The organism is Bradyrhizobium sp. 172 (assembly GCF_023101065.1).
Classification (GTDB): Bacteria; Pseudomonadota; Alphaproteobacteria; order Rhizobiales; family Xanthobacteraceae; genus Bradyrhizobium; species Bradyrhizobium canariense_D.
On sequence record NZ_CP064701.1, the window covers coordinates 5682293 to 5708672 of the forward strand.

Genomic DNA, 26380 nt, shown 5'->3' on the forward strand with positions numbered 1-26380 from the left:
GAACAGGCGGGGGCTTTCTACAATCATGATCGCACAGAGGAGATGGTGAGATGCGCATCGCGCAGGTAGCTCCGTTGACGGAGGCTGTTCCACCCAAGCTGTATGGCGGCACCGAGCGGGTGGTGCATTGGTTGACGGAAGAGCTGGTGGCCCTTGGGCACGACGTAACGCTGTTCGCCAGCGGCGATTCGCAGACCTCGGCGAAGCTGGACGCGTTATGGCCCCGGGCGCTCCGCCTCGACGGTTCCGTGCGCGATCCCAATGCGCTGCACATGGTGATGCTGGAGCGGGTGCGGCAGAAATGTGACGACGAGGAGTTCGACTTCCTCCACTTCCATCTCGATTATTATCCGTGGTCGCTGTTCTACCGGCAGCCGACACCGTTCCTGACCACGCTGCACGGCCGGCTCGACCTGCCGGAGCATCAACCGGTCTTCAACACCTTCTCGAAGGTCCCCGTCATCTCGATCTCGAACGCGCAGCGCCGGCCGGTGCCGCAGGCGAACTGGGTGAGGACGATCCACCACGGCCTGCCGGAGAACCTGCTGACGCCGAAGCCGGCGAAACAGGAATACCTCGCCGTGCTTGGCCGCATCGCACCGGAAAAGGGCGTCGACCGCGCCATCAAGATCGCGACGCATTGTGGCATTCCGCTCAAGATCGCCGCCAAGGTTGATCGTGCCGACCAGGATTACTATGACGAGCTGATCCGGCCGATGATCGAGAACAATCCGCTGGTGGAATTCATCGGCGAGATCAGCGATCACGAGAAGTCGGACTTTTTGAGCGGCGCGCTGGGCTTATTGCTCCCGATCGACTGGCCGGAGCCGTTTGGCCTGGTGATGATCGAGGCCATGGCTTGCGGAACGCCGGTCATCGCCTTCAACCGCGGCTCAGTGCCGGAGATCATCGACGAGGGCCTCACCGGCTTCGTCGTCGAGGACGTCCTCAGCGCGGCCGGCGTCGTCGGCCGCCTGCAGCAACTCGACCGCTCCGTCATTCGCAAGCAGTTCGAGACGCGTTTCACGGCGCGTCGCATGGCGCTGGATTATCTCGCGGCCTATCGCAGCCTCGGCGAGGAACAGGCGCCGCGGATCAAGCTGGTGAGCAGCGCGGAGTAGCCACTGTCATGCCCCGCGTAGGCGGGGCATCCAGTACGCCGCGGCAGCAGTTTGCTCACGCAACTCCCGCCGCGGAGTACTGGATCGTCCGGTCAAGCCGGATGATGACAGTAGGAACGCGGTGACGGCTGCCCTACCTCACCACGGCCCGCTTCGGCTCGACGATCTCGAACATGCGCGGGAATTCGTCCATCAGGCCCATCAGCTCGGCGAGGCGCATCGGGTTGCCGGCGAATTTGACCTTGCCGGCGGCCACGGCCTCCGGGAAGCTGGTCAGTTTTGCGATCACCTCGTCGAGCGTCGACCGCGCCAGCGTGAAGCTGGCATCGGCATTGTGCGCCTGCATGCCCTCTGTGTAAGTCAGCGCGCAGTTCTCCAGATTGAGCACGAAGGTTTCGCCGGTGTCGGAGAAGCTCCAGTTCAGCACGATGTGCTTTCCTTCCGCCTTTGGTCCGTTCAGGCGGATGCCGAGCACGTCCCAGAGCTGTGAGGTGCGCAGCGCCGCCAGCGTCTCGCGCGGCATCGGCGGGCGCGCCGGCACCTTCGGCATGCCCTGGCGCAATTCCTGCGCGCCGAACAGATAGGCATTGCGCCAGGTCGCGCTTTCAGCAGCGTAGCCGAGCTGCTCCAGCGTATCCGCAAGCAATGCACGCGCCGCCGCGTTGTCCGGCTGGGCAAAGACGAGATGGCCGAGCGCCTGCGCCACGAAGCGGAATTCGCCCTTGTCGAAATCGACACGCGCCCGCGCGAGGATGGCGTCGGCGCCGCCCATGTACTCGACGTATTTCTTGCCCGACTCAACCGGGGGCAAAGGATCGAGATTGACCGGATTGGCGTCGTACCAGCCCAGATATTTTTGATAGATCGCCTTCACATTGTGCCGGATGTGGCCGTAATAGCCGCGGCCGTGCCAGGCGCCCTCCAGGCTCTTGGGCAGCTGGATCGTTTCAGCGATCTCGGCCGCGGTGAGGCCGTGGTTCATCAGGCGGATGGTCTGGTCATGCGCGAATTTGTAGAGGTCGCGCTGCTGCCGGATCATCGTGCCGATGCGTTCGTGTCCCCACACCGGCCAGTGATGCTGGCCGCACATCGCCTCCGCCTTGCCATCCCAGAGCTGCAAGGCCTCGCCCAGATATTTCGACCAGGCCAGCGCGTCGCGCACGTCGGCGCCGCGGAACGGCAGCAGATTGTGGAAATTGTGGGTGCAGTTCTCGGCGAGGTTCAACAGCTTGTAGCGCGGGATGAAGAAATGCATCTCCGCCGGCGCTTCGCTGTTCGGCGCCATCTGGAATTCGAATTCAACGCCGTCGATCACGCGCCGGTCGCCGGTCGCCATGATCAGGTCGGTCGGCCGCAGCAGCGCCACCGAACCTGCCGCCATCGACTTGCCGAGGCCGCAATCGACCTGCCCGCGCGCGCCCTTGGCGAGGAGAGGCCCGAACTGGTACTGCGCCCGGCGCAGCATCGCAGGTCCCGCGATGATGTTCTCGGAGACGGCATGCTCCATGAACAAGTTCGGCGCGATGATCGGCACGCGGCCGGTCGCGAGTGCATCCTCCTCCAGCACGCCGCGCGCACCGCCCCAATGGTCGGTGTGGGTATGGGTGAAGATCACGGCCGCGACCGGTCGCTGGCCACGATGCTTGTAGTAGAGATCGAGCGCGGCGCGCGCCCCCTCGATCGAGGTCAGGGTGTCGATGACGATGACGCCGCTGTCGCCTTCGATCAGCGTCATGTTGGCGATGTCGAGCCCACGCACCTGGTAGATTCCGGGCACCACCTCGAATAGGCCGTGCTGCATGTTGAGCCGCGACTGCCGCCACAGGCTCGGATTGACCGTGGCCGGCGCCTGCTCGGCGGCGAGAAAGGCGTACGGCTCGAGGCTCCAAACCGTCCGCCCTTGCGGATTGGTGATCTCCGCGTTCTCGATCGTGCCGAGGAAGCCGCGCGCGGCGTCGTCGAAATCGCGCGTGTCGGAAAACGGCAGTGCACTCAGCTTCGCCGTTTGCTGCGCGATGACGCACGGCGTTGCGCCCTTCGGCTCGTTGCTGGACGTGTCCGTCATCTCGATCTCCTCCCCGCCTGTTGCGCGGCATCTAACCGCATCCCGCGGCCGATTGCCATGACGGGAGGACGCAGCAATGCGTAACCCCGCGCCCACAGGTGGAGAGAAGCAGCGTGTTCGCGGGCTACATGCCCAACAGTCTCGGCAGCCACAGCGACAGGCCGGGCCAATAGGTCACGACCACCAGGAATCCCAACATCGTCAGCAGCCATGGCCACACCGCGACCGTGAGCTCGGTGATACCCATCTTGGCGATGCCTGAGGCCACGTAGAGATTGAGGCCGACCGGCGGATGGCACAGCCCGACCTCCATGTTGACCGTCATCAGGATGCCGAAATGGATCGGATCGATGCCGAGCTTGATCGCAACCGGAAACAGGATCGGCGCCATGATCAGGATGATCGAGGATGGCTCCATCACGTTGCCGGCTAATAGCAGCAGGAGATTGACGACGAGGAGGAAGCCGATCCAGCCGAGGCCCTGGTCGATCATCCATTGCGCGAGCGCTTGCGGCACGTTCTCGTAAGTCATCAGGAACGAGAACAAGACGGCGTTGGTGATGATGTAGAGCAGCATCGCTGAAAGATTTGCCGACGACAGCAGCACCCGCGGCACGTCTCGCAGCTTCAGATCCTTGTAGATGAACACTGCGACGATGAAGGCGTACACCGCGCTGACGGCGGCAGCTTCGGTCGGTGTGAACAGGCCGCTGTAGATGCCACCGATCACGATCACGATCAGCAGGATACCCCAGATCGACTTGCGGAACGCATCGAAGCGTTCGTAGAGGGTTGCTTTCGGCATCCTCGGATAGTCGTTACGCCAGGCCCGGTAGAACGTCGTGGCGCCAAGCAGCATGGCGAGCACCATTCCCGGCACGATGCCGGCGATGAACAGCTTGCCGACGGAGGTGTTGGTGGAGACGGCAAACAGCACCATTGGAATCGACGGTGGAATGAGAATTCCCAGCGAGCCGGAGGTCGTGATCACGCCCGCCCCGAACTTCTTGGGAAATCCCTGCGCGACCATCGCGGGCAGGATCACCGATCCGATCGCCACCACGGTGGCCGGCGACGAGCCGGAAATCGCGGCGAACAGCGCGCAGGCGACCACGCCCGAGAGCGCAAGGCCTCCGTACCAATGGCCGACCAGCGAAGTCGCGAACGTGATCATCCGGCGCGCCACGCCGCCATGGGTCAGGAAGTTGCCGGCAAGGATGAAGAACGGGATCGCCATGATCTCGAAGCTCTCGATGCCGGTAAACAGCTTCAGCGCCACCGATTCCGTCCGTACGTCGGTCAACGTGAACATGAAGCTGAGCACGGTCAGGCCGAGCGCGATGGAGATCGGCATGCCCGTGAGCATCAACGACAGCAGAAGGCCGAAAACCACGGCGACACGCAGGCCCTGCGGCATCGTGATCACGTGCGCCGAATGGGCGAAGCACACGGCGACGATCAGGACCGGCAACAACATCAGGACCCAGCCGAGCGGGCTGCGTTCGTCGCGGACGACCTGACTGCGCGTGACCGGGGCCGGATGGACCGGGTCTATTTCGACGCCCTCGACGCCTGCCATGTCGTGATGCGGCAGTTCGCCGGTGCGATAGAACGACCAGGCGACCTGCAGGAAGCGGAAGCACATCAGCCCGGAGCCGAGCGGGATGGTGAGATACACCAGCCACATCGGTGCTTCCAAGTCGTTGGATTGCTGGCCGGTCTGCCACATCTGGCCGACGAACGCGGCCCCGAAATAGCACACGATGGCAGTGAAAAGGGCGCCGCACATCAGGCCGAACGTGATGACGCGGCGGCGCGATCCGCCGGGAAGGACATTGACCAGGACGTCGACGCCTACATGGATGCCGGTGCGCACCCCGTAGGCCGCACCGAACTTCGCCATCCAGATGAACATGTAAATGCAGAGTTCCTGCGCCCAGGACAAGTCGAGAGCGGCAAGCCAGACGAACGCCGCTCGCGCGGGCGCGGCCAGCAAGGACAGATTGCGCGCCTCCGCCCATTTGGCGATGTCGATCGACAGCCCGGCGCCATATCGGTGCAGCACGGCAACGAAGATGAGCAATGTCGCGGCCGCGATCATCGTCGCGATCAGCCATTCCTCGAGATGATCGAGCACACGATTCAATGCACGCAGCAACTTGGTCCCCTCAGCTTGGCTCATCATTCAAGAGCAACGGCCGGGAGTGCGATCACCCCCGACCGTTCATGGTTGTTCTTCCAGCGCGCCGGCGTCAGTTCATCTTGACGTCGAGTTCCTTGGCGAGGAGATCGAGCACCTCCTGCCCGACCCGCCCCTTTGCCCATTTGTAGGTCGGCTGCATCGCCTCCTGCCACGCCTTGCGATCGGCGTCAGTCAGATAATGCAGCGTGGTCTTGCCCGTCTTCTTGATCTCGGCCAGCGCATCCTCGTTTTCCTGACGCGCGATCGAATTGGTGTAGTCGGTCGCCTCGTTCATCGCCTTCTCGAGCTGGGCGCGGATATCGGGCGGCAGGCCGGACCAGAATTTCGAATTGACGATGACGGCATATTGCAGGTGCGCGTGATAGGACACCGTGATGTCCTTCTGCACCTCGTAGAACTTCTGAGTCAGGTAATTGGACGCGGTATTCTCGCAGCCGTCGACCACGCCCGTCTGCAAAGCCTGGTAGACTTCGGAAAACGCCATTATCTGAGGGATCGAACCCATGATACGGAGATATTGGTCGGCGACCTTCGATCCGGAGATGCGGAATTTGAGACCCTGGAAATCGGTCGGCTTTATCAGGGCACGGTTGGCGGAGAGCATGTGGAAGCCGTTGTCCCAATAAGCGAGCCCGGTGATGCCCTTGGTCTCGAGCTTATCGAACAGCCACTTGCCGATCGTGCCCTTCATCGCGTTGGAATAGGTTTGATCGTCCTTGAACAACCAAGGCAGGTCGAGCGCCTCGAACTCCTTGATACCGAGCGGTGCGAACTTCGCGGTCGAGGGGGCGAGCATGTGCACCGAGCCAAGCTGCAGCGCCTCGATCTCCTCCTTGTCCTTGTACAGCGTGGAGTTCGGGTAGATTTCGACCTTGACCTTGCCGTCGGTGTACTTCTCCGCAAGTTCCTTGAACTTCAGGGCGCCCTTGCCCTTGGGAGTATCGTTGGCGACGACGTGGCTGAATTTGATGACGATCGGGCTCTGGGCCTCGGCAACGGCGGGCCCCACGAGAACAGCTGCGGCGGCGACCGCAAGAAGCAGCTTGCGCATGAACGAACCTCCCAACAACCTCTAAAACCGGGTCTTTTTTGTTTTCCGATTTCAGTACTGACAGCAATCCGCCACCCGAACAACTAGACCTAAGCCCAATTTGCCGCAGCCAAGCAACCTTCAAGCTATCTTGGCCGCTGCTGAATGCGCAACCGGCACCTGCTGCCGCTCCCGGAAACGAGCGCTTATGTCGCATTGCGGCAGTGCGATCAGCCGTTGCGCTGGGCGACCATGAACAGACGCCGGAACGGAAACAGCGTCTGTCCCGCGGCGTTCTTCGGATAGGCTTTCGCGACCCGCATCCCATAGGCGGCTTCGAACGCGGCCTTCTCGTCGCCCTGCAAGATGTCGAGATAGCGCGTCAGCCAGGTCCCCTTGGTCCACTCCTTCACGGGATTCTCGCCTTCCAGCACCTGCAGATATTCGGTCTCCCAGATGTCGATATTGGCCGACATCGGAGCAAGAAGACCGTGATAATAGGCCGGCGCTTCGACCGGCGGCGGCGTGACGAGATGCTCGACCTTGGACCGCCAGGGACCGTTCAGCGCGGTCTCGCCGATCAGCACATGCGAGGGCGCCAGAAAGTTGCGCGGCATCTGCACAGCGAGCATTCCGCCGGGCGTCACCTTCTCCATGATCGACGGAAACAGGGCCGCATGATTGGGCAGCCAGTGCAGCGCGGCATTGGAGTAGACGACGTCATATTGCTTCGTCGGACGCCAGTGGCCGAGATCCTCGTGTGACCATTCCACGTCCGGCGCCGCCTTGCGGCCGGCGGCGACCATCTCGGCCGAACCCTCGACACCGGTCACCGTCGCGTCCGGCCAACGCTCCTTGATCAGCTTGGTGACGTTGCCGGCGCCGGCGCCGAGATCGGCAATCGCACGCGGACCAGAATCCGGGATCCGCATCAAGAGGTCGACGGCGGGCCGGAGCCGGTGGCCGGAGAATTTCAGATATTGCTGCGGATCCCAGACCATCGCTCGGCGCCTTTTCTTTTTCGTGTTCCCTTCAACGCGGCTCTTGGTTACCACTGCTCCTCCCGGTCGGGCAAATCAGGCTGACGGGGACAGGGCAGGAAAACGAACAGAAGAACGAACAGCCCAGCGACAAGCAGAAAAGCGAACAAGAGGGCGTGTCACCATGGATCTCGGGCTCAAATCGAAAACCGCCGTCGTCACCGGAGCGAGCGTCGGCATCGGCCGTGCCATCGCCAAGGGCTTGGCTGCCGAAGGCGTGCGCGTCGTCGGCGTGGCACGGCGCACCGACCTGCTCGCCGAGCTGGTAACGGAAGTCGGCTCCGGTCTGATCACGCCATTCGAGCAGGACGTGATGGCCAAGGACGCGGCCGAGAAGATTTCGGCGTTCGCGCTCAAAGAGCTCGGCCATGTCGACATCCTGATCAACAATGCCGGCGGAAGCCGCCCCCTCCCCGTCGATGCGCCTGACAGCCAATGGGACGAGGCGATCGCGCTGAATTTCACCAGCTACCGCCGCATCGCGCATGCGCTGCTGCCGCAGATGATCGAGCGCAAATGGGGCCGCATCGTCAACATCACCGGCAAGTCCGAGCCGGAAGGCCTCAACGCCGCGTTTGCCGCCAAAGCCGCCGTGCACGCCTGGGCCAAAGGCCTGTCGCGCGAGATCGGCGAGCACGGCATCACCATCAACTGCATCCCGCCCGGCCGCATCATGAGCGAACAGATCCGCCGCAACTACGCGCCTGATTATCGCGAGCGCTTCGCGGAAGAAGAGATCCCGGTCGGCTATTGGGGCGAGCCGGAAGACCTCGCCGCGCTCGCGGTGTTCCTGGCATCACCCGTGGCGCGCTACATCACGGGCACGGTGATCCCGGTGGATGGGGGGTTGCGGAGGTATCAGTTCTAGAACCGATTGGACTTCGTAGGATGGGTAGAGCGCAGCGAAACCCATCGACAGCATACGACGTGAACCTGATGGGTTTCGCAAGTGCTCTACCCATCCTACGGCCTACCGCCTTACTCATGCAGCAGCGTTTGCCAGTCCGGAGGCACCGCGCCGTCCGGTCCGGGCACCGGCTGATCCAACGGATGCGCGTGAGGACCTTGAAGCTTCGGGCCGGCGAAAGCCTCTCCCGTGCGATAGTCGTAAAACCATCGTTCGCCCGGCTCGAAGCTCGTGATGATCGGATGACCTGTCGCCGCGCTGTGTTTCGTTGCGTGCTGATTTGGTGACGCATCACAGCAGCCGATGTGACCGCATTCGACACATCTGCGAAGGTGAAACCACCACCCGCCCGCAGCCGAGCATTCCACGCACCCCGTTCCGCTTGGTTTGGCCGCGAGATTGATGCCACCCCTCTCAGACTTCATAGGTCAGCTCACTGAAATTGCCCGCAGCCACCACCGATGCATTCACGCCGCGATCTCCGCCACGATCGCATTTTGCCAGTGTTTTGCCCGACGGGTCAACGTCATGGCAGCGGCGAATGCCGCCGCTGCGCGGTTCGGAAATCCCTTATTAATCAAGGGGCCTTCTACTGTGCATGGGGTTGTTTTCGCGCTTTTTTGTTTTGAGCCCTTAAAAAAAACAAGGCCCCGCATAACCACTCACCCGGCCTGCAGGATTTCCGCAATCGCCGCCCCCCGCGGCGATCGTGCCGAGCTTTCCGCCGACATCGCGCGTTGCCCTGCCCTCGCCGATCGCTTTTGCCACCGCCGCCTCGATCGCACGTGCGGCTTCCTCGTAGCGCACCGCGCCGCTATTCTCGCCGTGCCATCCGAGCAGCAGGGCCGTGGATAGGATCAGCGAGACTGGATTGGCAACATCCTGTCCGGCTATGTCAGGCGCCGAGCCATGCGCGGCCTGCGCCATGGCGAAGCTGTCGCCGACATTGAGCGAGCCGCCGAGACCGAGGCTGCCGGAGAGTTCGGCGGTGAGATCGGACAGGATGTCGCCAAACATGTTGGTGGCGACGATGACGTCGAAGCGGTCGGGGTTGCGCACCACATGCGCCATCATGGCGTCGACGAGGATGTCGTCGACCTCAAGGCCGGGATAGGCCTTCGCCGCCTCGCGGCAGATCTCGAGGAACATGCCGTCACCGAGCTTGAGCACATTGGCCTTGTGCACGATGGTGAGATGCTTGCGCCGCTTCATCGCCAGCCGGCACGCCGCATGCGCGATGCGCTCGCAGCACAGGCGCGTGATCCGGCGCAGCGAGATCACGACGTCCGATGTGACCAGCATCTCGCCGTTGCCCTGCTCCATGTTGCGGTCGGCGTAAAGCCCTTCCGTATTTTCGCGCACCACGACGAGGTCGAAATCGCCCACCCGGCCGGACCGCCCCGCATAGGTGCGTGCGGGCCTGACATTGGCGTAGAGGTCGAGGTTCTTGCGAAAATATCGCGACGGGTTGATCTCGCCATGGGCCTCGTCCTTGAAGTCGAAGGTCGCGGTCGGCCCGAGGATCAGGCCGTCGGCGGCGCGGACGATGTCGAGCAGCTCGGGGCGCACCGTCGTGCCAAATTGTTTGAGGCTCGCATGCCCGACCGCGTGCTCCTCCAGCTGCAGATTGAGCTGGAAGCGTTCGGAGGCCGCGCGCAACACGCCTGATGTCGCGGCCGTGATCTCGGGCCCGATGCCGTCACCGGGCAAAACGACGATGTGCATGGCGGTCCCCTGACATTGCAGCAGTTCGCGCGATCATACGCCGGCGCGCAGGTTCATCGCCCAGCCTTCGCGCATACACAGCATGCAAGCATATGCCTGTGGAAGGCGGCCGCGCCGTAGTACATGCCGAGTCCCCTGGAGCCGGCCGCCGGAGCAACGCGCTAACGCAATGACAATCACGTTACCCGCCGGCGCGCGCGAGCCCGACCACACCATTTCCGACGGCCTTCCAGCCGCACAGCGGCGCTGGGCCATTGCCGCGATCTTCACCGCGCTGGCGATGGCGTCGCTCGACACCGCGATCGCCAACATCGCGCTGCCCGCCATTGCCGGCGACCTGCATGTGAGCCCGGAGCAATCGGTCTGGGTGGTCAACGTCTACCAGATCGCGCTGGTGGCGACGTTGCTGCCGTTGGGAGCACTCGGCGAGATCGTCGGGCACCAGCGCATCTATCTCGGCGGCCTGATCCTGTTCACCATCGCCTCGCTGTTCTGCGCGGTGGCCTGGTCGCTGGAGAGCCTGCTGGTTGCGCGCACGCTGCAAGGGTTAGGTGCGAGCGGCATCATGAGCGTCAACACGGCGCTGGTGCGCTTCGTCTATCCCGGCCGGATGCTCGGCCGCGGCTTCGGCCACAACGCGCTGGTGGTCGCGACCGCCTTCACCTTTGGTCCCTCGATCGCTTCCGCTATCCTCGCGCTCGGCCCGTGGCCATGGCTGTTCGCCGTCAACATCCCGTTCGGCCTGGTCGCGATCGGCATCGGCTTTGCGATGCTGCCGAAGACGCCGCGCGCCGATCACGGCTTCGATTTTCTCGGCGCGGCCCTGGCGTCGGCCTGTCTCGGGCTGTTCATCACGGGCATCGGCAGTGCCGCGCACAATCTCTCACCGATGGTCGTGGGCATCGAGCTGGTCACTGCCCTCGCGCTCGGCTTCATCCTGACGCGCCGCCACGCCGACCATCCGGCGCCGATGCTGCCGATCGACCTGTTCAGCCGGCCGATGTTCGCGCTGTCGGCGGCGACCGCGGTGTGCTCGTTCGCAGTGCAGGGCCTCGCCTTCGTCTCGCTGCCGTTCTATTTCGAGGACGTGCTGGGGCGTTCGCAGGTCGAGACCGGCTTCTTCATGACCCCATGGCCGCTGGTGGTCGGCATAATGGCGCCGATCGCCGGGCGCCTCTCCGACCGGCACGCGGTCGGACTGCTCGGCGGCATCGGGCTCGTGCTGCTCGGCCTCGGCACGGCGCTGCTGGCGATGCTGCCTGCCAATCCTGCGATTCCCGACATCATCTGGCGGATGGTGATCTGTGGCATGGGATTCGGCTTCTTCCAGGCGCCGAACATGAAAGCGGTGATGTCGAGCGCGCCGCCACATCGCAGCGGCAGCGCCTCCGGCATCGTCGCCACCGCGCGCCTGACGGGGCAGACGACAGGGGCGGCGCTGGCCGCGCTCTGCTTCTCGCTGGCCGGTCACGACGGCGCAGTCGTGGCATTGGCACTCGGCGCCGGCTTCGCCGTACTCGGCAGCGTGATGAGCTTTTTGCGGCTGGCGGTGGAGTAGACGGTCAAGCCAGATGTCGGGCCGCCGTCACCTCGACTGTCGCGGCCGGAATGACAGTCTCCTCGTCGAGCGCAGCGAGGCGCTCATCGATGGCAGCGATGACCTTGCGCGAGAACGGCCCGAGATGCGCATAGGCAGCGATCATCTGCACGGCGATCCGCGCCGATGTTGTGTCGCGCTTGGCGCAGTTCATGAAGGTCTGCCACAGCGGCCCGCGCGCCTCGGGAAGGGCTGTGACCACCTTGTGCACCGTTTCCATCGCGCCGATCCGGGCACGGATATCGCCTTCCGCGAGCTCCTGGCGCTGGCGAGAGCGGTCGAGCAGCGTCATCAGTCGGTCGATACGCCTTGCATAGGCGGCCGGGCTGTAGATGTGCTCCAGCACGCGCTTGTAGTCCGTCAGAATGTCGCGCAATGGACGCACCGGATCGAAGTTGATCCCGGCGGTGCACTGATCCGCGCCGATGGTCGGCGCCAGGTCGTGGCCCGGATGCAACCGGCCTTCGCGCTCCAGGCGGCGCGTCAGCTGCGTGTTCGGCAAGGCATAGAGCAGGCCGACCATGCTGACCGGGATCGCCGCCTCTTCGATGAAGTCGATCATGGCATCCGCCATCGAGAGCTTCTCATTGTCGAAGCCGACGATGAAACCCGCGGTGACGAGCATGCCCGCGGCGTAGATCTTGTGGATGCTCTCGGCGATGTTGCGCCGCGTGTTCTGCTTCTTCCGCATGGCGACCAGCGTCGCCGGATCCGGACTTTCGATACCGACGAAGATGGCGAAGAAATTCGCCTGGCCCATCAGGTTCAGGAGCTCGGGATCGTCGGCCAGATTGACCGAGGCCTCAGTCGACAATTCAAAGGGATAGCCGTGAGCACGTTGCCATTCGGCCAGCTGGGGCAGGAACAGCCGCAACGACTTCTTGTTGCCGATGAAATTGTCGTCGACGAAGTCGAGATGGCCGCGGTAGCCCATGGCATAGAGCCTGTCGAGCTCGACCAGCATTTGCTCGTTCGTCTTGGTTCGCGGCACCCGGCCATAGAGCTCGATGATATCGCAGAACTCGCAGGTGAACGGGCAGCCGCGGGAATACTGCACACCGAGATAAAGGTAGTCCTCGAACTTCAGCAGATCGAAGCGCGGAACCGGCGTCTTGGTGACGTCGGCCTGGAATTTCGGCGCAATGAAGACGCCGGAGCGTGCGCCACTGTCCCAGGCCGCGACGAATTCGTGGAGAACGCTTTCGGCCTCTCCGAGCACCTGGAAGTCGGCCCTCTCATAGATATGGGGGCTCGAGGTGGGATCGGGACCGCCCACGACCACCGGCTTGCCCGCGGCACGGCAAATTTCGATCAGGCGCAGCGTGTCGGCCTGCTGCGGCATCATTCCGCCGGTGAAGACGACGTCGGCCCAGGAAAGATCCTCGTCGCTGAAGGATTCCGTGTTGCAATCGATCAGCCGGACCGTCCAGCTCTCGGGCAGCATCGCGGCAACGGTGATCAGCCCCAAAGGGGCCGCGGGCCGCTTCACACCCAACACTTTGCAGGATTCGCCAAAGCTCCAGAAGGACTCTGCCGAGAACAGCGGATAGAGCATCAGGACTTTGCAAGGCTGCGGTACGTTCATGGAACCCCTTTTTGGCTGATTCCACTGTAGCAGAGCATTCTCGACTTGCACCCTGCCAAAAGGGACAAACTGTCGCTCTCGGTTCCGGGGGCGTCGGCGCGGAAGCCAGTAGACGTCGCTCCAAGCCGTGCCGCGGGCGCCCGGGGAAGGAATCCCCGCCGGTTACCCCTCGGACTATTGATTTGAACGTTTCCAATTTGCCGGACACATTGCGCCGCTGAGTCCAGTCGGTGGATTGGGCCAATCAGGGGACTGCGATGGCAAACCTAACAATCAACGGAAAAACCTTCACGCTCGACGTCGAGCCGGATACGCCCCTGCTCTGGGCGATCCGCGAGAATGCCGGCCTCACCGGCACCAAATATGGCTGCGGCATTGCACAATGCGGCGCCTGCACCGTTCACATCGACGGCGTCGCCACCCGCTCCTGCGGGGTTTCGGTCGGCGAAGCCGCAGGCAAGAAGATCACGACCATCGAAGGGCTCGCCTCCGGCAACGCGCTGCACAAGGTGCAGGAAGCCTGGATTGCCCAGGACGTTCCGCAATGCGGCTATTGCCAGAGCGGCATGATCATGGCGGTGGCGGCGCTGCTGAGCGAGAAGCCGAAGCCGACCGACGCCGACATCGACGAGGCCATCACCAATATCTGCCGCTGCGGCACCTTCCAGCAGGTGCGCGAAGCGATCCACACGATCGCAAGCGCGTAAGGAGCCGCCACATGAACAAGCATGTCTCTCCCAGGATGAACCGCCGTGCCTTCGTCATCGGCACCGCCGCGGTCGGCGCAGGTCTCGCAATCGGCCTCGATATCCCCTTCGGCGGTCCCGCCGTGGTCCGCGCGGCCGACGGCTCCCCGGAGATCGGCGCCTGGGTCGTGGTCAGGCCCGACGACACCGTCGTCATCCGCATCGCCCGCTCCGAAATGGGCCAGGGCTCCCTCACCGGCCTTGCCCAGCTCGTCGCCGAGGAACTCGAATGCGACTGGTCGAAGGTCTCGACCGAATATCCGACACCGGGCCAGAGCGTCGCCCGCAAGCGCGTCTGGGGCGATTTCTCGACCGGCGGCAGCCGCGGCATCCGCTCTTCGCAAGACTATGTCCGCAAGGGCGGTGCCACCGCACGCGTGATGCTGATCCAGGCCGCCGCCGAGGCGTGGAAAGTGCCGGCGTCCGAATGCACGGCCGCCAACAGCGTCATTACCCACACGCCGTCCGGCAAGACCACGACCTACGGCAAGGTCGCCGAGGCCGCGGCCAAGCTGACGCCGCCGGCCGAGGTCAAGCTGAAGGACCCCAAGGACTGGAAGCTGATCGGCAAGGGCGTGAAGCGGCTGGACACCGCCGAGAAGACCACCGGCACCATGGTCTACGGCATCGATGTCAAGCTGCCGGGCATGCTGAACGCCGCGATCAAGGATTGCCCGGTGTTCGGCGGCAAGCTGAAAAGCTATGACGAAGCCAAGATCACCGGCATGAAAGGCGTCAAGAAGGTCGTCAAGGTCGGCGACACCGCGGTCGCCGTCGTTGCCGACACCTGGTGGCACGCCAAGACCGCACTGGAGGCGCTGCCGATCGTCTGGGACGAGGGCGACAACGCCAAGGTCTCGAGCGAGTCGATCGCGAAATGGCTGACCGAGGGCCTCGATAACGGGCAGCCGGCCTATGTCGGCAACAAGAACGGCGACGCGAAGGCGGCGATTGCCGGTGCCGCCAAAAAAATCGAGGCCGTCTACAGCTATCCCTACCAGAACCACGCCACCATGGAGCCAATGAACGCCACGGCGCTCTACACGGCGGACAAATGCGAGGTCTGGTGCGGCACGCAGAATGGCGAGGCAGCCTTCGCGGCCACGTTGGAAGCGTCGGGCCTGCCGGCGGAGAAGTGCGACGTGCACAAGGTGATGCCGGGCGGCGGCTTCGGCCGGCGCGGCCAGACCGACTATGTCCGCCAGGCCGTCTTGATCGCCAAGGAGATGCCGGGCACGCCGATCAAGCTGTTGTGGTCGCGCGAAGAGGACATGGCGCACGGCAGATATCACCCGATCACCCAGTGCAAGATGACCGGCGCGTTCGATGCCGACAACAATCTGGTCGCGCTGCACTACCGCCTGTCCGGGCAATCGATCCTGTTCTCGCTCCGCCCCGAAGCGCTGCAGAACGGCATGGATCCGGCCGCATTCCAGGGCGTCGCCCAGTCCGGCGAAGCCGCGTTCGGTTACTCCGTGCCGAACCTCCTGGTCGAGCATGCGATGCGCAACCCGCACGTTCCGCCGGGCTTCTGGCGCGGCGTCAACGTCAATCACAACGCGATCTACATGGAATGCTTCATGGACGAGCTGGCCCAGGCCGCAGGCCAGGACCCGCTCGAATTCCGCCGCAAGCTGATGGGCAATCACCCCAAGCATCTGGCGGTGCTCAATGCCGTGGCCGAGAAGATCGGCTGGAGCACTCCGGCGCCACAGGGCATCTATCGCGGCATCGCGCAGGTGATGGGCTATGGCAGCTATGTCGCCGGCGCTGCCGAAATCTCGGTGACCGACGGCAACAAGATCAAGGTGCATCGCATCGTCGCCTCCACCGATCCCGGCTACGTCGTCAATCCGGCCCAGGTGGAGCGGCAGATCGCGGGGTCCTTCGTCTATGGCCTCTCCGCGCTGTTCTACGGCGGCTGCACCGTCAAGGACGGCAAGATCGAGCAGACCAACTTCGACACCTACAATTCGATGCGCATCAACGAGATGCCGAAGGTGGAGTCGGTGATGGTGCCGAGCGGCGGGTTCTGGGGCGGTGTCGGCGAGCCGACCATCGGCGTCGCGGCGCCGGCGGTGCTCAATGCGTACTTCGCGGCGACGGGCAAACGCATCCGTTCGGTGCCGCTGCGCGACCAGAACATCACCTTCGCCTGAGAAACGCCGCGGCGGCCGCAATCGCCGCCGCGGCACACTTTCCGGACAAGACTCATGAATGCGCCGGTGACACGGCGGGATGCCGTCCTCGGCATCGCCGCTGCGGCCACATCATTCGCCGCCCCTACGATCCTGCGCGCGCAATCGGCGGGCCGCGTCGTCGTGGTCGGCGGCGGCTTCGGTGGTGCGGCGTGCGCCCGCGCGCTGAAGCGCGCGCAGGCAAACTTGCAAGTCATCCTGATCGAACCCAGTACCGTCTTCACTTCCTGCCCGTTCAGCAACGAGGTGATCGCGGGTCTGCGCGAGATCGACGTGCAGCAGTTTGGCTATGACAAGGTCGCCGCCGAAGGCGTCACGGTGATCAGCCAAGCCGTAACCACAATCGAGCCGCAGCTGCGCAGCGTCGTGACGGCCGATGGCGTTGCGCTGCCCTATGATCGTCTCGTCCTCTCTCCCGGCATCGACTTCCATTTCGAGGCTCTGCCCGGCTACGACGACGCCACATCAGAAAAGATGCCGCATGCCTGGAAGGCCGGTGCGCAGACGCTATTGCTGCGTGGGCAGCTGGAGGCCATGCCGGACGGCGGCACTGTCGCCATTGCCATCCCCGCCAATCCCTCGCGCTGTCCGCCGGCGCCTTACGAGCGAGCCAGCCTGATCGCGCATTACCTGAAAACGACGAAGCCGCGCTCAAAGGTCTTGATTCTCGATGCCAAGGACACTTTCTCCCAGCAGCGGCTGTTCGAGAAGGCGTGGAAGGAGCTTTACGGGGACATGATCGAACGCATCGCTCTGTCGCAAGGCGGCCGCGTGACCTCGGTCGATCCTGCGACCAGGACCATCGTCACCGAATTCGGCAATTACACCCCCGACGTCGCCAACGTCATCCCGCCGCAGCGTGCCGGACGCATCGCTGAGGTCGCGGGCGCGGCGGATGCCACCGGCTGGTGCCCGATCGATCCCGTTACCTTCGAATCGAAACTTGTCCCGAACATCCACGTCATCGGCGATGCCTGCCTCGGCGGGGGCATTCCCAAATCGGCATCCGCGGCAAGCGCACAGGGCAAGGCCTGCGCTTCCGCGATCGTGAACCTCCTTGCCGGCCGCGCACCAGAAACGCCGCGACTGACAGGCGTGTGCTACAACATTGTCGCACCCGGCTACGGCTTTTCACTCGCGGGCAATTACCAGCCCAGGGGCGACATCTTCGCCGAGGTCGAGGGCGGAGCGACCAGCCCGGCCGATGCGCCGCGCGAATTGCGCGCCCGCGAGGCGACTGAAGCCGAGCGCTGGTTTCGAGCCATCACGGCGGACACCTTTGGCTAGAACATCGGTCCATATCGCAGCGCTGATCGCCGCCAGTTGCGCCTTCGCCTGCCATGCAGGGGCCGAGGAGCTCCGGCACTACAACGTCGCCGGCGACGGCATCGCGGAATCGCTCACCGGCGCGCCCGGCGATGCCGCGCGCGGGCGCGCGCTGGTGCTCGCGCGCACGACGACCTGCATCCTGTGCCATTCCGGCCCCTTCCCGGAGACCCGGTTCCAGGGCGACCTCGCGCCTGACCTCTCGGGTGCGGGGAACCGCTGGACGGTGAGCCAGTTGCGGCTTCGACTGGTCGATGCGGCGCGCTTCAACCCGAAGACCATCATGCCGTCCTATTATCGCACCGATCACCTCGTGCGGGTCGGGCGAAACTTCGTCGGCAAACCGATCTTGTCCGCCGCCGAGATCGAGGACATCGTGGCTTTCCTTGCAACGCTTCGGGACTAGGACTGTTCATGCCGACCACGCGACGACAATTCCTGAACCTTGCTGGAAGCGTGACGGTCGCCGGGACGCTCCCGATCGTCACGCTGCGGCCGCTCGAGGCGACACCGGCGATGCTCACCGCCGCGATCCGCAACGTCGTCGGCGAAGCACCTGTACGCTCCGGCAAGGTGAAGCTCGACATTCCGCCGCTGGTCGAGAACGGCAACACGGTGCCGCTGACCGTGAGCGTCGCGAGCCCGATGACGGCGGACGACTACGTCAAGAGCATCCACGTCTTCAACGAGAAGAACCCGCAGCCGAACATCGGCAACTTCCATCTCGGCCCCTCCTCCGGCCGCGCCCAGATCTCGACCCGGATTCGGCTCGCGGATACCCAGAAGGTGGTGGCGATCGCGCGTCTTTCCGACGACACGTTCTGGCAGGTCACGACGGAAATCGTCGTGACGCTGGCCGCCTGCACCGAGGAGATGAACTGATGGCCGCGCTCATCAACGTTCCCGCGAAAGCCAGACGCGGCGAAATCGTCGAGATCCGCACGTTGACCTCGCACATCATGGAAACCGGCTTCCGCCATACGGCGGACGGCGCGCTGGTGCCGCGCGACATCATCACGAGCTTCACGTGCCGCTACAACGGTACCGAGATTTTTCGCGCCGATCTCTTCCCCGCGATCGCGGCCAATCCCTATCTGTCGTTCTTCACGGTCGCGAAGGAGAGCGGCAAGTTCGAGTTCGAATGGATCGGCGACAACGGCTATTTGTCCAGCGCATCGGCGTCGATCACGGTCGAATGAGTTTTTGGCGCGCGATATCGGCCGCGGCGTTCCTCGCCACGGCCCCTGCCCTGCTCGCCGGCGAGATTCCGCCGGACGCGCGCCGCTCCGGCTATTCGTTCATGGGGCCCGACACCCGCGCGATGCAGGATGACGACACCTCAAATCCCGGCATGCTGTTCGTGCTCGACGGCGAGGCGTTGTGGACGAAGAAGACCGGCAGCGCCGACAAGGCCTGTGCGGATTGCCATGGCGATGCACGCGGCAGCATGAAAGGCGTCGCGGCGCGCTATCCGGCCTTCGACAAGGCGCTGGCGCGGCCCGTCACGCTCGACCAGCGCATCAATCTGTGCCGCAGCAATCATCAACAAGCACCGGCGCTCCCCTACGAAAGCCGCGACCTGCTGGCCCTGTCCGCCTTCGTCGCGCATCAATCGCGCGGCATCACGATCACGGCCGGCGACGATCCGCAATTGAAGCCATTCGTCGAGCAGGGCCGCGACCTCTTCATGCAGCGCGAAGGGCAGCTCAACCTTGCCTGCACCAATTGCCACGACGACAATTTCAACAACCGGCTTGCCGGCGCGCCGATCACGCAGGGACAGCCGACCGGCTATCCGCTTTATCGGCTGGAATGGCAGACGCTGGGATCGCTGGAGCGCCGGCTACGCAGTTGCATGACGGGTGTCCGCGCCCAGGCCTATGATTTCGGCGCGCCCGAGCTGGTCGCGCTCGAACTCTATCTGATGTCGCGAGCGCATGGCTTGCCGATGGAAACGCCGGCCGTGCGGCCCTGAATTCCACAGATTAGGACTAGGCAGACGCGCAACGGCCGCTAGTATCCGCCCAAATTGAGTCACAGGGAGGGACCTCAAGTGGTCAACCACAAAATCTCGCGTCGTACGCTATTGACCGGCACTGCCGCAGCTGGCGCGCTCAGCCTGACGGGATTGCCGGCGCGCGCCGAGGTGAACTGGAAGAAATACGCAGGGACCAAGCTCGAGGTGATCCTTGCCAAGGGCCCCCGCGGCGACAACCTGCAAAAATACGTCAAGGAGTTCACCGAACTCACCGGCATACAGGTCGAAGCGGAGCAGATTCCCGAGCAGCAGCAGCGCCAGAAGGTGGTGATCGAGTTCACCTCGGGCCGTCCGAGCTTCGACGTCGTCCATCTCAGCTACCACGTGCAGAAGCGGCAGTTCGAGAAGGCCGGCTGGCTCGCCGACTTGACGCCCTTCATGAAGGACCCGGCGCTGACCGCGCCCGATCTCGTCGAGAGCGACTTCTCGGCCGCGGGCCTGCAATATGCCAGGAACGACAAGGGCCAGATGCTGTCGCTGCCCTGGTCGGTCGATTATTTCATCCTCTATTACAACAAGGAGCTGTTCGAGAAGAAGGGCGTCGCCGTTCCCAAGACCCTCGACGAGATGGCTGCGGCCGCCGAGAAGCTCACCGATACCAAGGAAGGGATTTACGGCTTTGTCGGGCGCGGCTTGCGCAATGCCAACATGGCGATGTGGAGCAACTTCTTCCTCAATTATGGCGGGGAATTCCTCGACGCCAAGGGCAACATCCTGACCGATGGTCCGGAAGCGATTGCCGCGACCAAGCTGTATCAGACGCTCCTGACGAAATCGGCACCGCCCGGCGTCGCCGGCTTCAACTGGATGGAGTCGATGGCCTCGTTCACGCAAGGCCGATCCGCGATGTGGATCGACGGCGTCGGCTGGGCGCCACCGCTGGAGGATCCGGCCGCCTCGCGCGTTGTCGGCAAGGTCGGCTACACCGTCGTGCCCGCTGGCCCCAAGGGCCAATATTCCTCGACCTATGGCGACGGCATCGGCGTTGCCGCTGCGAGCAAGAACAAGGAAGCCGCCTATCTGCTCTGCCAATGGGTGGTCTCGAAAACCCAGGGCGCGCGGCTGCTGCAGGCCGGCGGCGGCGTGCCGTTCCGCAATTCGATCCTCGGCGATCCCGAGGTCCAGAAGGGCGTCAAGACCAAGGAATGGCTGCAATCGGTGATCGATTCCGGCAAGATCAGCAAGCTGGGCCTGCCCGTCGTGATTCCGGTCGCCGAATTCCGCGACATCGTCGGCGCCGCGGTCACTGCGACCTTGTCCGGCGCCGATCCTGCCGCCGAGCTGAAGAAGGCCAACGATCAGTACCGGCCGATCCTGGAGCGTAGCGAGAAGGCGTGAGTGCGTTGACACAATCGACTCCGGGCGCGGCACAGTCTGATGCCGCGCCGGAGAAGGAGTTGCGGCCGCCGTCCTACTGGCCGTTCGTGGTCCCGGCGCTGGTCGTCGTGATCGCGATCATCATCTTTCCGTGGGTCTTCACGATCTGGATGAGCCTGAACGAATGGAAGGTCGGCTCGTCGACCACCTTCGTTGGCTTGTCCAATTATCTGCGGTTGACGAGCGATCCCCGCTTCATTGAGGCCATCGGACATACACTGGTCTACACCGCACTCTCCGTGCTGCTGCCGCTCGTGCTCGGCACGTTTGCGGCCGTAGTGTTTCACCAGAAATTCCCTGGCCGCGGCTTTCTGCGCGGCGTCTTCATCATGCCGATGATGGCGACGCCGGTGGCGATCGCGCTGGTCTGGACCATGATGTTCCACCCGCAGCTCGGCGTACTGAACTATCTGCTGTCACTGGTCGGAATCCCCGCGCAGCTCTGGGTATTCCATCCCGCGACCGTCATTCCCTCGCTGGTGTTGGTCGAGACCTGGCAATGGACGCCGCTGGTCATGCTGATCGTGCTCGGCGGCCTGGCAGCGATCCCGACCGAGCCTTACGAAAGTGCACAGATCGACGGCGCCAGCATCTGGCAGGTGTTCCGCTTCATCACCCTGCCGCTGATCATGCCGTTCCTGTTCATCGCCGGCATGATCCGCATGATCGATGCCGTGAAGAGCTTCGACATCATTTTCGCGATCACGCAGGGCGGTCCGGGATCGGCGTCGGAGACGATCAACATCTATCTCTACAGCGTCGCCTTCTCCTATTACGACCTCGGCTACGGCTCGGCGATCGCGGTCGTGTTCTTCCTGCTGATCGTTCTGCTCGCGGCGGTGATGCTTTATGCGCGCCAGCGCATGCTGTGGACCGAGATCGCGAGCGGCACATGACGCCAAGGCAAATCATCGGCAAGATCGGCCTGTGGTTCTCGGTGTTCGTCATCGTATCGCCGGCGATCCTGTTCTTTCTCTGGATGCTGTCGCTGTCGCTCAAATTCGAGATCGACAACGCCGCCTACCCGCCGGTGTTCTTTCCCGAGCATGTCGCCTGGAAAAACTATGCCGACGTGCTCGCCTCCAACCGCTTTCTGACCTATTTCATCAACAGCCTGATCGTCACCGGCAGTGCGACGCTGCTTGCCCTGCTCGTCGGCGTTCCCGCCGGCTACGGCATCGCACGCATGGCCGCGCATAAATCCGCGATCGTGATCCTGATCGCCCGCATCACGCCGGGCCTGTCCTATCTGATCCCGCTGTTTCTCATGTTCCAGTGGCTGGGACTGCTCGGCACGCTGGTGCCGCAGATCATCATCCACCTCGTGGTCACGGTGCCGATCGTGATCTGGATTATGATCGGCTATTTCGAGACGACGCCAATGGAGCTGGAAGAAGCAGCCCTCATCGACGGCGCCACGCGCTGGCAGGTCTTCCGCCATGTCGCGCTGCCGATCGCCAAGCCTGGCATCGCGGTCGCTTTCATTCTCGCCGTGATCTTCTCCTGGAACAACTTTGTCTTTGGCATCGTGCTGGCCGGACGCGAGACCCGCACCCTTCCGGTCGCCGTCTACAACATGATCTCGTTCGACCAGTTGAGCTGGGGACCGCTCGCGGCCGCCGCGCTGATCGTCACGCTCCCGGTGCTGCTGCTCACGGTGTTCGCCCAGCGACAGATCGTCGCCGGGCTCACCGCTGGTGCCGTCAAGGGCGGGTAGCTACTCCGCCGGTGCCGCGTGCATGTCCGCGTGCGGCATGTAAGGCTCGCTCGCGCCGAGCCTGCTGGCCGCGAACAGACCGGCGGCCATCACGGCATAGGCGAACGCGACCGCGGGCGTGACGCCAAATCCGCCGCCGATGCCGACGGCTTCGCCGTGCATGAAGCCGAAGTAGGTCAGGACTGCACCAACCAGCGCGAATGCCGAGGCTTTCTCGAAGTCGCGCTCGATGATGAAGACGCCGATCGCACCCAGGATCAGGCCGCCGAGGATGGAGCCGCCGCCCATCACTTCGAGTCCGTGATAGAACACGCCCTGCTGAGGCAGTGCTGCGATCGCCGCAGCCTTGACCGCGTCGGCCTTGTCGGCGGCCATTCCGCCGACGGTCGCAGCCGCGTTCATGGTCGAGCCCAGCATGGTGTCGATCTGGAGCTTGGCCCAGGCGGCCAGATGCGGCGTCAGCGCCAGCACGATCGCGGGCGCGTGCTTGACCGGCGTGGTCTGGAACGCCTGCGCGCCGATCAGCATGCCGATATAGAGCAAGATTGGCGAGATCGCGACGACCGGGACCAGCGCCAGCAGCACCGAGATGATGCCGAACCAGGCCAGCACCACCACCATGATGCCGGTCGCAGCCGAGTAACCGATGCGGCCGCCCATCGCCTTCCAGCCGGGATGGCCGATATAGACGGCGTTGATGAAGGGATTGCCCATCAGGCAGCCAATCAGGCTGACGATTCCGTCGGCGGTGAGCACGCGCGTGGTCGGATATTCGTCGCCGGCGGCCTCCGCGCTCTCGACATTGTCCATGGCCTCGACGAGATCATAGATGCCGAACGGAATGGCGGTAACCAGAATGATTCCGAGGAATTCGAAACCGGAGAAGACGTAGCCTACCGCCGGGATCGGCACCGAGAAGCCGAAATTGGCAAAGGCATCACCGACGCCTTTGACGCTCAGTCCACCGAGACCGAGGCCGAACAGGTTCGAACCCCATGCGATGACCATGCCCACCGCGATCGCGACGAGACCGGCGGGAATGCCGCGCCAATATTTCACGCCACCGAACCAGCTCACCAGAATGATGGCGAAGCAGACCAGGCCGATCTGCGGCGTCATGTACATTTCGAGCGCCGGCCGCATCGAGATGAAGGTGACGGATACGCCGGCGAGCGTACCGAGCAGCGCCGCGCGCGGTGTGATTTTTCGAATGAACGGCGCGATGAAGCCGCCGATCATCAGGATGAAGCTCTGGAAGAACACCCAGACCAGGCCCGCCGACCAGCCCTTGAGCGGATCGCCGGTCTTGATCGTGATCGGCAGCATGATCACGAAGGTGACGATGAACATGTGCGGTACGCTGACGCCTGACGGTAACGCACAGACGTCGTTGCGGCCGGTCGTCTGTGCCAGACGATAAGCGAGGAACGCGTAGTAGAAGGTGGAAAGGCACATCATCAGCCCGAGTGCGGGAAGGATGCGGCCGAACACCAGTGAGTCGGGCATCTTCAACACGAAGCGCAACAGGCCTGTGAGCACCAGCATGTTGACGAGGATGTTGGTGCCGAAGCCGAAAAACGCGTTCCAGTCGCCCGGTGTCCATAGTGCTGGCTTGAACTCGGAGGTGCCGGCCGTCCCTGTCGTGCCTGTGCTCATCGTGATGCCCCTACGCTGATGTGGAAATCTTCATCGCCTCCAGAACCGCGGCTGAGCTTGCAACCCAGCCGAAGATGCCGCCCTGGGCCTTGATCATCTTCAAGCCCATCTCGTGAAATTCGGGGAAGTAGGATGCGCAGCCGTCCGAGATAACGATGCAGCGATAGCCGCGGTCATTGGCCTCGCGCACGGTGGTGTTGACGCACACCTCGGTGGTGACGCCGCACACCAGCAGATTCTCGATGCCGTATTTCTCCAGCACGTCGGTGAGCTCGGTGGCGTAGAACGCGCCCTTGCCGGGCTTGTCGATCACGATCTCGCTGTCGAGCGGATAGAGCTCCGGGATGATGTCGTGGCCCGCCTCGCCGCGAATGAGAATGCGGCCCATAGGACCGGGGTCCCCGATGCGAAGCGATGGCGCGCCGCGCTCGACTTTCGCCGGCGGCGCGTCGGAGAGATCGGGCAGATGGCCCTCGCGCGTGTGGATCACCAGCATGCCGGTCTCCCGCGCCGCCTTCAGCACCGCACCGATCGGCTTCACCGCGCGCGCGAGCTGGCTGACGTCGTTGCCGAGCGTCTCGCCGAAGCCGCCGGGCTCCATGAAGTCGCGCTGCATGTCGATGATGAGGAGCGCGGTAGCCGACCAGTCGAGCTTGACCGGCTCCGGTTCGGCGATGATGACACCCAATGTCGGCTTGGTTGAGTTCAACATGACTCAAGGCCCCCGCGAGAACTCTCGTTGCCCGGAGTTCTGCAAGCGCCGTGCCATTGTGTACAATGGCAATCGGGCGGACAGCGCGGGAAAATTTCCTGCGCCGTCAGAATGTTATGAGGAAAGCCGGGGTCTGCTTATTCGCTGTGCGGCGGCTTTTGCGACGTGCATTTGCCCAAAGGATGAGCGACAACGAAGCTCGCTTCTACCGGGCAGTATCTCCGTACAGCCGTCGATATTCTTCCTCATACGGCGCGTAAGAATCCTTCAGCGTCGCCATGTTCAGCAGCATGGTCGCCACCACCGAATTCGTCTTGTCGAACACGCGCGTCTTCACCCAGGCGCTCTCGGTGCGTCGGCTGCCGGAGAGCGCGACGACCTCGCGCTCGACTTCGTAGTCCTCGTCCACAAACAGCGGGCCCTTCACCAGCCTGATCTCCTGGTCGGCGAACAGGCCGACGGCCGGGCCCTTGGCCGGGAGAGGATCGTCCTTGGAGCGGTACTGGAACAGCACGCTCAGCATCTCCATCGGGATGATCGCCCTGCCCCACGGATTCGCAGAAGGATTGCCGGCGCCTGAATAATACGGCGAGGTCTCGGTGATGACGGCGAGCTTCTGCCGCAGCGAGAACGGATAAAGCTCGCCCATGATCTGGTCGAACGCCATCCGCACCGCCTGGCGCCGGCTCGTCTGCGCCACCTTCACGTCGCGCAGGATCACGGGATCAGTGAGCGGGTTGAGTTCGCCAAGACGCGCCTCCAGCGCGGTTGCGGCCTGCGGTTCTCCGACCGAGGCCGTGCCACGCAGCACCTCGGTGCCGTCACGTTTGACCATCTGGATCTGGCACTGGCTGGTGCCGGGCAGCGGCTTCGACAGGATCGCCTGCACCTCCTCGCCTTCGTAACAGACGCTGCGGTAATGCGCGGAGAGACAGCCGCTCTCGAACCAGACCTGTCCCCACAAACGCGCGCCGAGCGGAGCAAACTGGCTGAAATGGGTCGGGCCCTCGATGGTGCCGCCCTTGAAGCCGAGCTTCTGCGCGGTGGCGTCGTCGTGGATCGAGGCGTGCGCGTCGTAGGTTTGGGATTGCAGCATCTGACGCGGCTGACGCCACGGCCCGATCAGAGCGCCGTCGGTCTCCGTGATCTCGGTATCGAACACTTGTGCCGTCATGGTGTCCTCCGCAAGCAAGCCATGACTAGCAGGAGCGCCACGGATGCGGCCAGCGATATTGACTTCGCCTGTGCATGCCCTTGACTGTCACAATTCGCGTCGCGCAGCCGCTCCTCCCTCCCGCAGCGCAAACCCCAAGTCGAATAAGAGCCGACCAAGAGAC

Annotated in this window: 22 protein-coding genes and 2 pseudogenes; 13 read left to right on the plus strand and 11 right to left on the minus strand. The window is 63.7% G+C overall.

The genetic code is table 11. The annotated features are described in order from the left end of the window. Window positions 1–50 precede the first annotated feature (50 nt). Window positions 51–1121, plus strand: coding sequence for a glycosyltransferase family 4 protein (locus IVB07_RS27340; protein ID WP_018457145.1), 1071 nt, complete (start codon window positions 51–53; stop codon window positions 1119–1121). Between the two features lie 133 nt (window positions 1122–1254). On the opposite strand, the gene IVB07_RS27345 is transcribed toward IVB07_RS27340, so the two are convergent. The 5 genes and pseudogenes from IVB07_RS27345 to IVB07_RS27365 form a co-directional block, all read right to left on the minus strand. Further along, window positions 1255–3186 (minus strand): alkyl sulfatase dimerization domain-containing protein, encoded by a 1932-nt coding sequence (locus IVB07_RS27345; protein WP_018457146.1) that lies wholly within the window; start codon window positions 3184–3186, stop codon window positions 1255–1257. Window positions 3187–3310: 124 nt separating this feature from the next. Further along, window positions 3311–4591, minus strand: a complete 1281-nt coding sequence (locus tag IVB07_RS40735; RefSeq protein ID WP_240543406.1) for a TRAP transporter large permease subunit — start codon at window positions 4589–4591, stop codon at window positions 3311–3313. Window positions 4592–4810: 219 nt separating this feature from the next. After that, window positions 4811–5371, minus strand: a pseudogene (locus tag IVB07_RS40740) (TRAP transporter small permease); the annotation flags it as partial. A gap of 67 nt (window positions 5372–5438) precedes the next feature. Further along, complete coding sequence (locus IVB07_RS27360; RefSeq protein WP_018457148.1) at window positions 5439–6440, minus strand: DctP family TRAP transporter solute-binding subunit; 1002 nt, start codon at window positions 6438–6440, stop codon at window positions 5439–5441. Window positions 6441–6649: 209 nt separating this feature from the next. Next, window positions 6650–7420, minus strand: a complete 771-nt coding sequence (locus IVB07_RS27365; RefSeq protein ID WP_018457149.1) for a methyltransferase domain-containing protein — start codon at window positions 7418–7420, stop codon at window positions 6650–6652. Window positions 7421–7583: 163 nt separating this feature from the next. On the opposite strand from IVB07_RS27365, the gene IVB07_RS27370 reads away from it, so the two are divergent. Continuing rightward, window positions 7584–8327: an SDR family oxidoreductase gene (locus IVB07_RS27370; RefSeq protein ID WP_085352088.1), complete on the plus strand. Its 744-nt coding sequence runs from the start codon at window positions 7584–7586 to the stop codon at window positions 8325–8327. Window positions 8328–8437: 110 nt separating this feature from the next. Here IVB07_RS27370 and IVB07_RS27375 read toward each other — a convergent pair whose 3' ends face one another. Beyond that, window positions 8438–8791 (minus strand): UBP-type zinc finger domain-containing protein, encoded by a 354-nt coding sequence (locus tag IVB07_RS27375; RefSeq protein WP_081747934.1) that lies wholly within the window; start codon window positions 8789–8791, stop codon window positions 8438–8440. A gap of 237 nt (window positions 8792–9028) precedes the next feature. Then, window positions 9029–10091: pseudogene (locus IVB07_RS27380) on the minus strand (isocitrate/isopropylmalate family dehydrogenase). A gap of 169 nt (window positions 10092–10260) precedes the next feature. Here IVB07_RS27380 and IVB07_RS27385 point away from each other — a divergent pair. Continuing rightward, on the plus strand, window positions 10261–11649 hold the full coding sequence (locus IVB07_RS27385; protein ID WP_018457152.1) for an MFS transporter: 1389 nt from the start codon (window positions 10261–10263) through the stop codon (window positions 11647–11649). Window positions 11650–11653: 4 nt separating this feature from the next. Here IVB07_RS27385 and IVB07_RS27390 read toward each other — a convergent pair whose 3' ends face one another. Continuing rightward, on the minus strand, window positions 11654–13273 hold the full coding sequence (locus IVB07_RS27390) for a B12-binding domain-containing radical SAM protein (RefSeq protein ID WP_018457153.1): 1620 nt from the start codon (window positions 13271–13273) through the stop codon (window positions 11654–11656). 257 nt (window positions 13274–13530) lie between these two features. Here IVB07_RS27390 and IVB07_RS27395 point away from each other — a divergent pair, with 257 nt between their 5' ends. The 10 genes from IVB07_RS27395 to IVB07_RS27440 all read left to right on the plus strand — a co-directional run bounded on the left by IVB07_RS27395 (window position 13531) and on the right by IVB07_RS27440 (window position 22675). After that, window positions 13531–13980 (plus strand): (2Fe-2S)-binding protein, encoded by a 450-nt coding sequence (locus IVB07_RS27395; protein ID WP_007594050.1) that lies wholly within the window; start codon window positions 13531–13533, stop codon window positions 13978–13980. Window positions 13981–13991: 11 nt separating this feature from the next. After that, window positions 13992–16178, plus strand: coding sequence for a molybdopterin cofactor-binding domain-containing protein (locus IVB07_RS27400; protein WP_085352085.1), 2187 nt, complete (start codon window positions 13992–13994; stop codon window positions 16176–16178). Between the two features lie 54 nt (window positions 16179–16232). Beyond that, window positions 16233–17504: an NAD(P)/FAD-dependent oxidoreductase gene (locus IVB07_RS27405; RefSeq protein WP_018457155.1), complete on the plus strand. Its 1272-nt coding sequence runs from the start codon at window positions 16233–16235 to the stop codon at window positions 17502–17504. Further along, window positions 17497–17949 (plus strand): sulfur oxidation c-type cytochrome SoxX, encoded by a 453-nt coding sequence (gene soxX, locus IVB07_RS27410; protein ID WP_085362234.1) that lies wholly within the window; start codon window positions 17497–17499, stop codon window positions 17947–17949. Before IVB07_RS27405 ends, soxX begins: the two co-directional genes overlap by 8 nt. An 8-nt stretch (window positions 17950–17957) precedes the next feature. Beyond that, window positions 17958–18425 carry a SoxY-related AACIE arm protein gene (locus tag IVB07_RS27415; RefSeq protein WP_026233314.1) on the plus strand — a complete coding sequence of 156 codons (468 nt, stop codon included), beginning with the start codon at window positions 17958–17960 and terminating at the stop codon, window positions 18423–18425. Continuing rightward, complete coding sequence (gene soxZ / locus IVB07_RS27420; RefSeq protein ID WP_018457158.1) at window positions 18425–18742, plus strand: thiosulfate oxidation carrier complex protein SoxZ; 318 nt, start codon at window positions 18425–18427, stop codon at window positions 18740–18742. The genes IVB07_RS27415 and soxZ overlap by 1 nt, the downstream gene beginning before the upstream one ends. Next, on the plus strand, window positions 18739–19518 hold the full coding sequence (gene soxA / locus IVB07_RS27425) for a sulfur oxidation c-type cytochrome SoxA (protein ID WP_018457159.1): 780 nt from the start codon (window positions 18739–18741) through the stop codon (window positions 19516–19518). The genes soxZ and soxA overlap by 4 nt, the downstream gene beginning before the upstream one ends. Before the next feature lie 78 nt (window positions 19519–19596). After that, window positions 19597–20919 (plus strand): extracellular solute-binding protein, encoded by a 1323-nt coding sequence (locus IVB07_RS27430; protein WP_026233315.1) that lies wholly within the window; start codon window positions 19597–19599, stop codon window positions 20917–20919. Continuing rightward, window positions 20916–21854, plus strand: coding sequence for a sugar ABC transporter permease (locus tag IVB07_RS27435; RefSeq protein ID WP_018457161.1), 939 nt, complete (start codon window positions 20916–20918; stop codon window positions 21852–21854). Before IVB07_RS27430 ends, IVB07_RS27435 begins: the two co-directional genes overlap by 4 nt. After that, a complete protein-coding gene (locus tag IVB07_RS27440) occupies window positions 21851–22675 on the plus strand; it encodes a carbohydrate ABC transporter permease (RefSeq protein WP_018457162.1) in 825 nt (274 codons plus the stop codon). The genes IVB07_RS27435 and IVB07_RS27440 overlap by 4 nt, the downstream gene beginning before the upstream one ends. Here IVB07_RS27440 and IVB07_RS27445 read toward each other — a convergent pair whose 3' ends face one another. The 3 genes from IVB07_RS27445 to IVB07_RS27455 all read right to left on the minus strand — a co-directional run bounded on the left by IVB07_RS27445 (window position 22676) and on the right by IVB07_RS27455 (window position 26217). Then, on the minus strand, window positions 22676–24331 hold the full coding sequence (locus IVB07_RS27445; RefSeq protein ID WP_018457163.1) for a xanthine/uracil/vitamin C permease: 1656 nt from the start codon (window positions 24329–24331) through the stop codon (window positions 22676–22678). A 10-nt stretch (window positions 24332–24341) separates the two neighbouring features. Beyond that, on the minus strand, window positions 24342–25043 hold the full coding sequence (locus tag IVB07_RS27450; protein WP_018457164.1) for an isochorismatase family cysteine hydrolase: 702 nt from the start codon (window positions 25041–25043) through the stop codon (window positions 24342–24344). A 205-nt stretch (window positions 25044–25248) separates the two neighbouring features. Beyond that, a complete protein-coding gene (locus IVB07_RS27455; protein WP_026233316.1) occupies window positions 25249–26217 on the minus strand; it encodes a hypothetical protein in 969 nt (322 codons plus the stop codon). Between the last annotated feature and the right edge of the window lie 163 nt (window positions 26218–26380).

Excerpts from the sequence above, each read along its gene's own strand:
- IVB07_RS27390 (WP_018457153.1), bottom strand. The coding sequence starts at position 13,273 with ATGAACGTACCGCAGCCTTGCAAAGTCCTGATGCTCTATCCGCTGTTC.
- IVB07_RS27370 (WP_085352088.1), top strand. The coding sequence starts at position 7,584 with ATGGATCTCGGGCTCAAATCGAAAACCGCCGTCGTCACCGGAGCGAGC.
- soxA (WP_018457159.1), top strand. The coding sequence starts at position 18,739 with ATGAGTTTTTGGCGCGCGATATCGGCCGCGGCGTTCCTCGCCACGGCC.
- IVB07_RS27415 (WP_026233314.1), top strand. The coding sequence starts at position 17,958 with ATGCCGACCACGCGACGACAATTCCTGAACCTTGCTGGAAGCGTGACG.
- IVB07_RS27445 (WP_018457163.1), bottom strand. The coding sequence starts at position 24,331 with ATGAGCACAGGCACGACAGGGACGGCCGGCACCTCCGAGTTCAAGCCA.
- IVB07_RS27455 (WP_026233316.1), bottom strand. The coding sequence starts at position 26,217 with ATGACGGCACAAGTGTTCGATACCGAGATCACGGAGACCGACGGCGCT.
- IVB07_RS27375 (WP_081747934.1), bottom strand. The coding sequence starts at position 8,791 with ATGAAGTCTGAGAGGGGTGGCATCAATCTCGCGGCCAAACCAAGCGGA.
- IVB07_RS27340 (WP_018457145.1), top strand. The coding sequence starts at position 51 with ATGCGCATCGCGCAGGTAGCTCCGTTGACGGAGGCTGTTCCACCCAAG.
- IVB07_RS27450 (WP_018457164.1), bottom strand. The coding sequence starts at position 25,043 with ATGTTGAACTCAACCAAGCCGACATTGGGTGTCATCATCGCCGAACCG.
- IVB07_RS27385 (WP_018457152.1), top strand. The coding sequence starts at position 10,261 with ATGACAATCACGTTACCCGCCGGCGCGCGCGAGCCCGACCACACCATT.
- soxZ (WP_018457158.1), top strand. The coding sequence starts at position 18,425 with ATGGCCGCGCTCATCAACGTTCCCGCGAAAGCCAGACGCGGCGAAATC.
- IVB07_RS27345 (WP_018457146.1), bottom strand. The coding sequence starts at position 3,186 with ATGACGGACACGTCCAGCAACGAGCCGAAGGGCGCAACGCCGTGCGTC.
- IVB07_RS27360 (WP_018457148.1), bottom strand. The coding sequence starts at position 6,440 with ATGCGCAAGCTGCTTCTTGCGGTCGCCGCCGCAGCTGTTCTCGTGGGG.
- IVB07_RS27440 (WP_018457162.1), top strand. The coding sequence starts at position 21,851 with ATGACGCCAAGGCAAATCATCGGCAAGATCGGCCTGTGGTTCTCGGTG.
- IVB07_RS27365 (WP_018457149.1), bottom strand. The coding sequence starts at position 7,420 with ATGGTCTGGGATCCGCAGCAATATCTGAAATTCTCCGGCCACCGGCTC.
- IVB07_RS27400 (WP_085352085.1), top strand. The coding sequence starts at position 13,992 with ATGAACAAGCATGTCTCTCCCAGGATGAACCGCCGTGCCTTCGTCATC.
- IVB07_RS27395 (WP_007594050.1), top strand. The coding sequence starts at position 13,531 with ATGGCAAACCTAACAATCAACGGAAAAACCTTCACGCTCGACGTCGAG.
- IVB07_RS27405 (WP_018457155.1), top strand. The coding sequence starts at position 16,233 with ATGAATGCGCCGGTGACACGGCGGGATGCCGTCCTCGGCATCGCCGCT.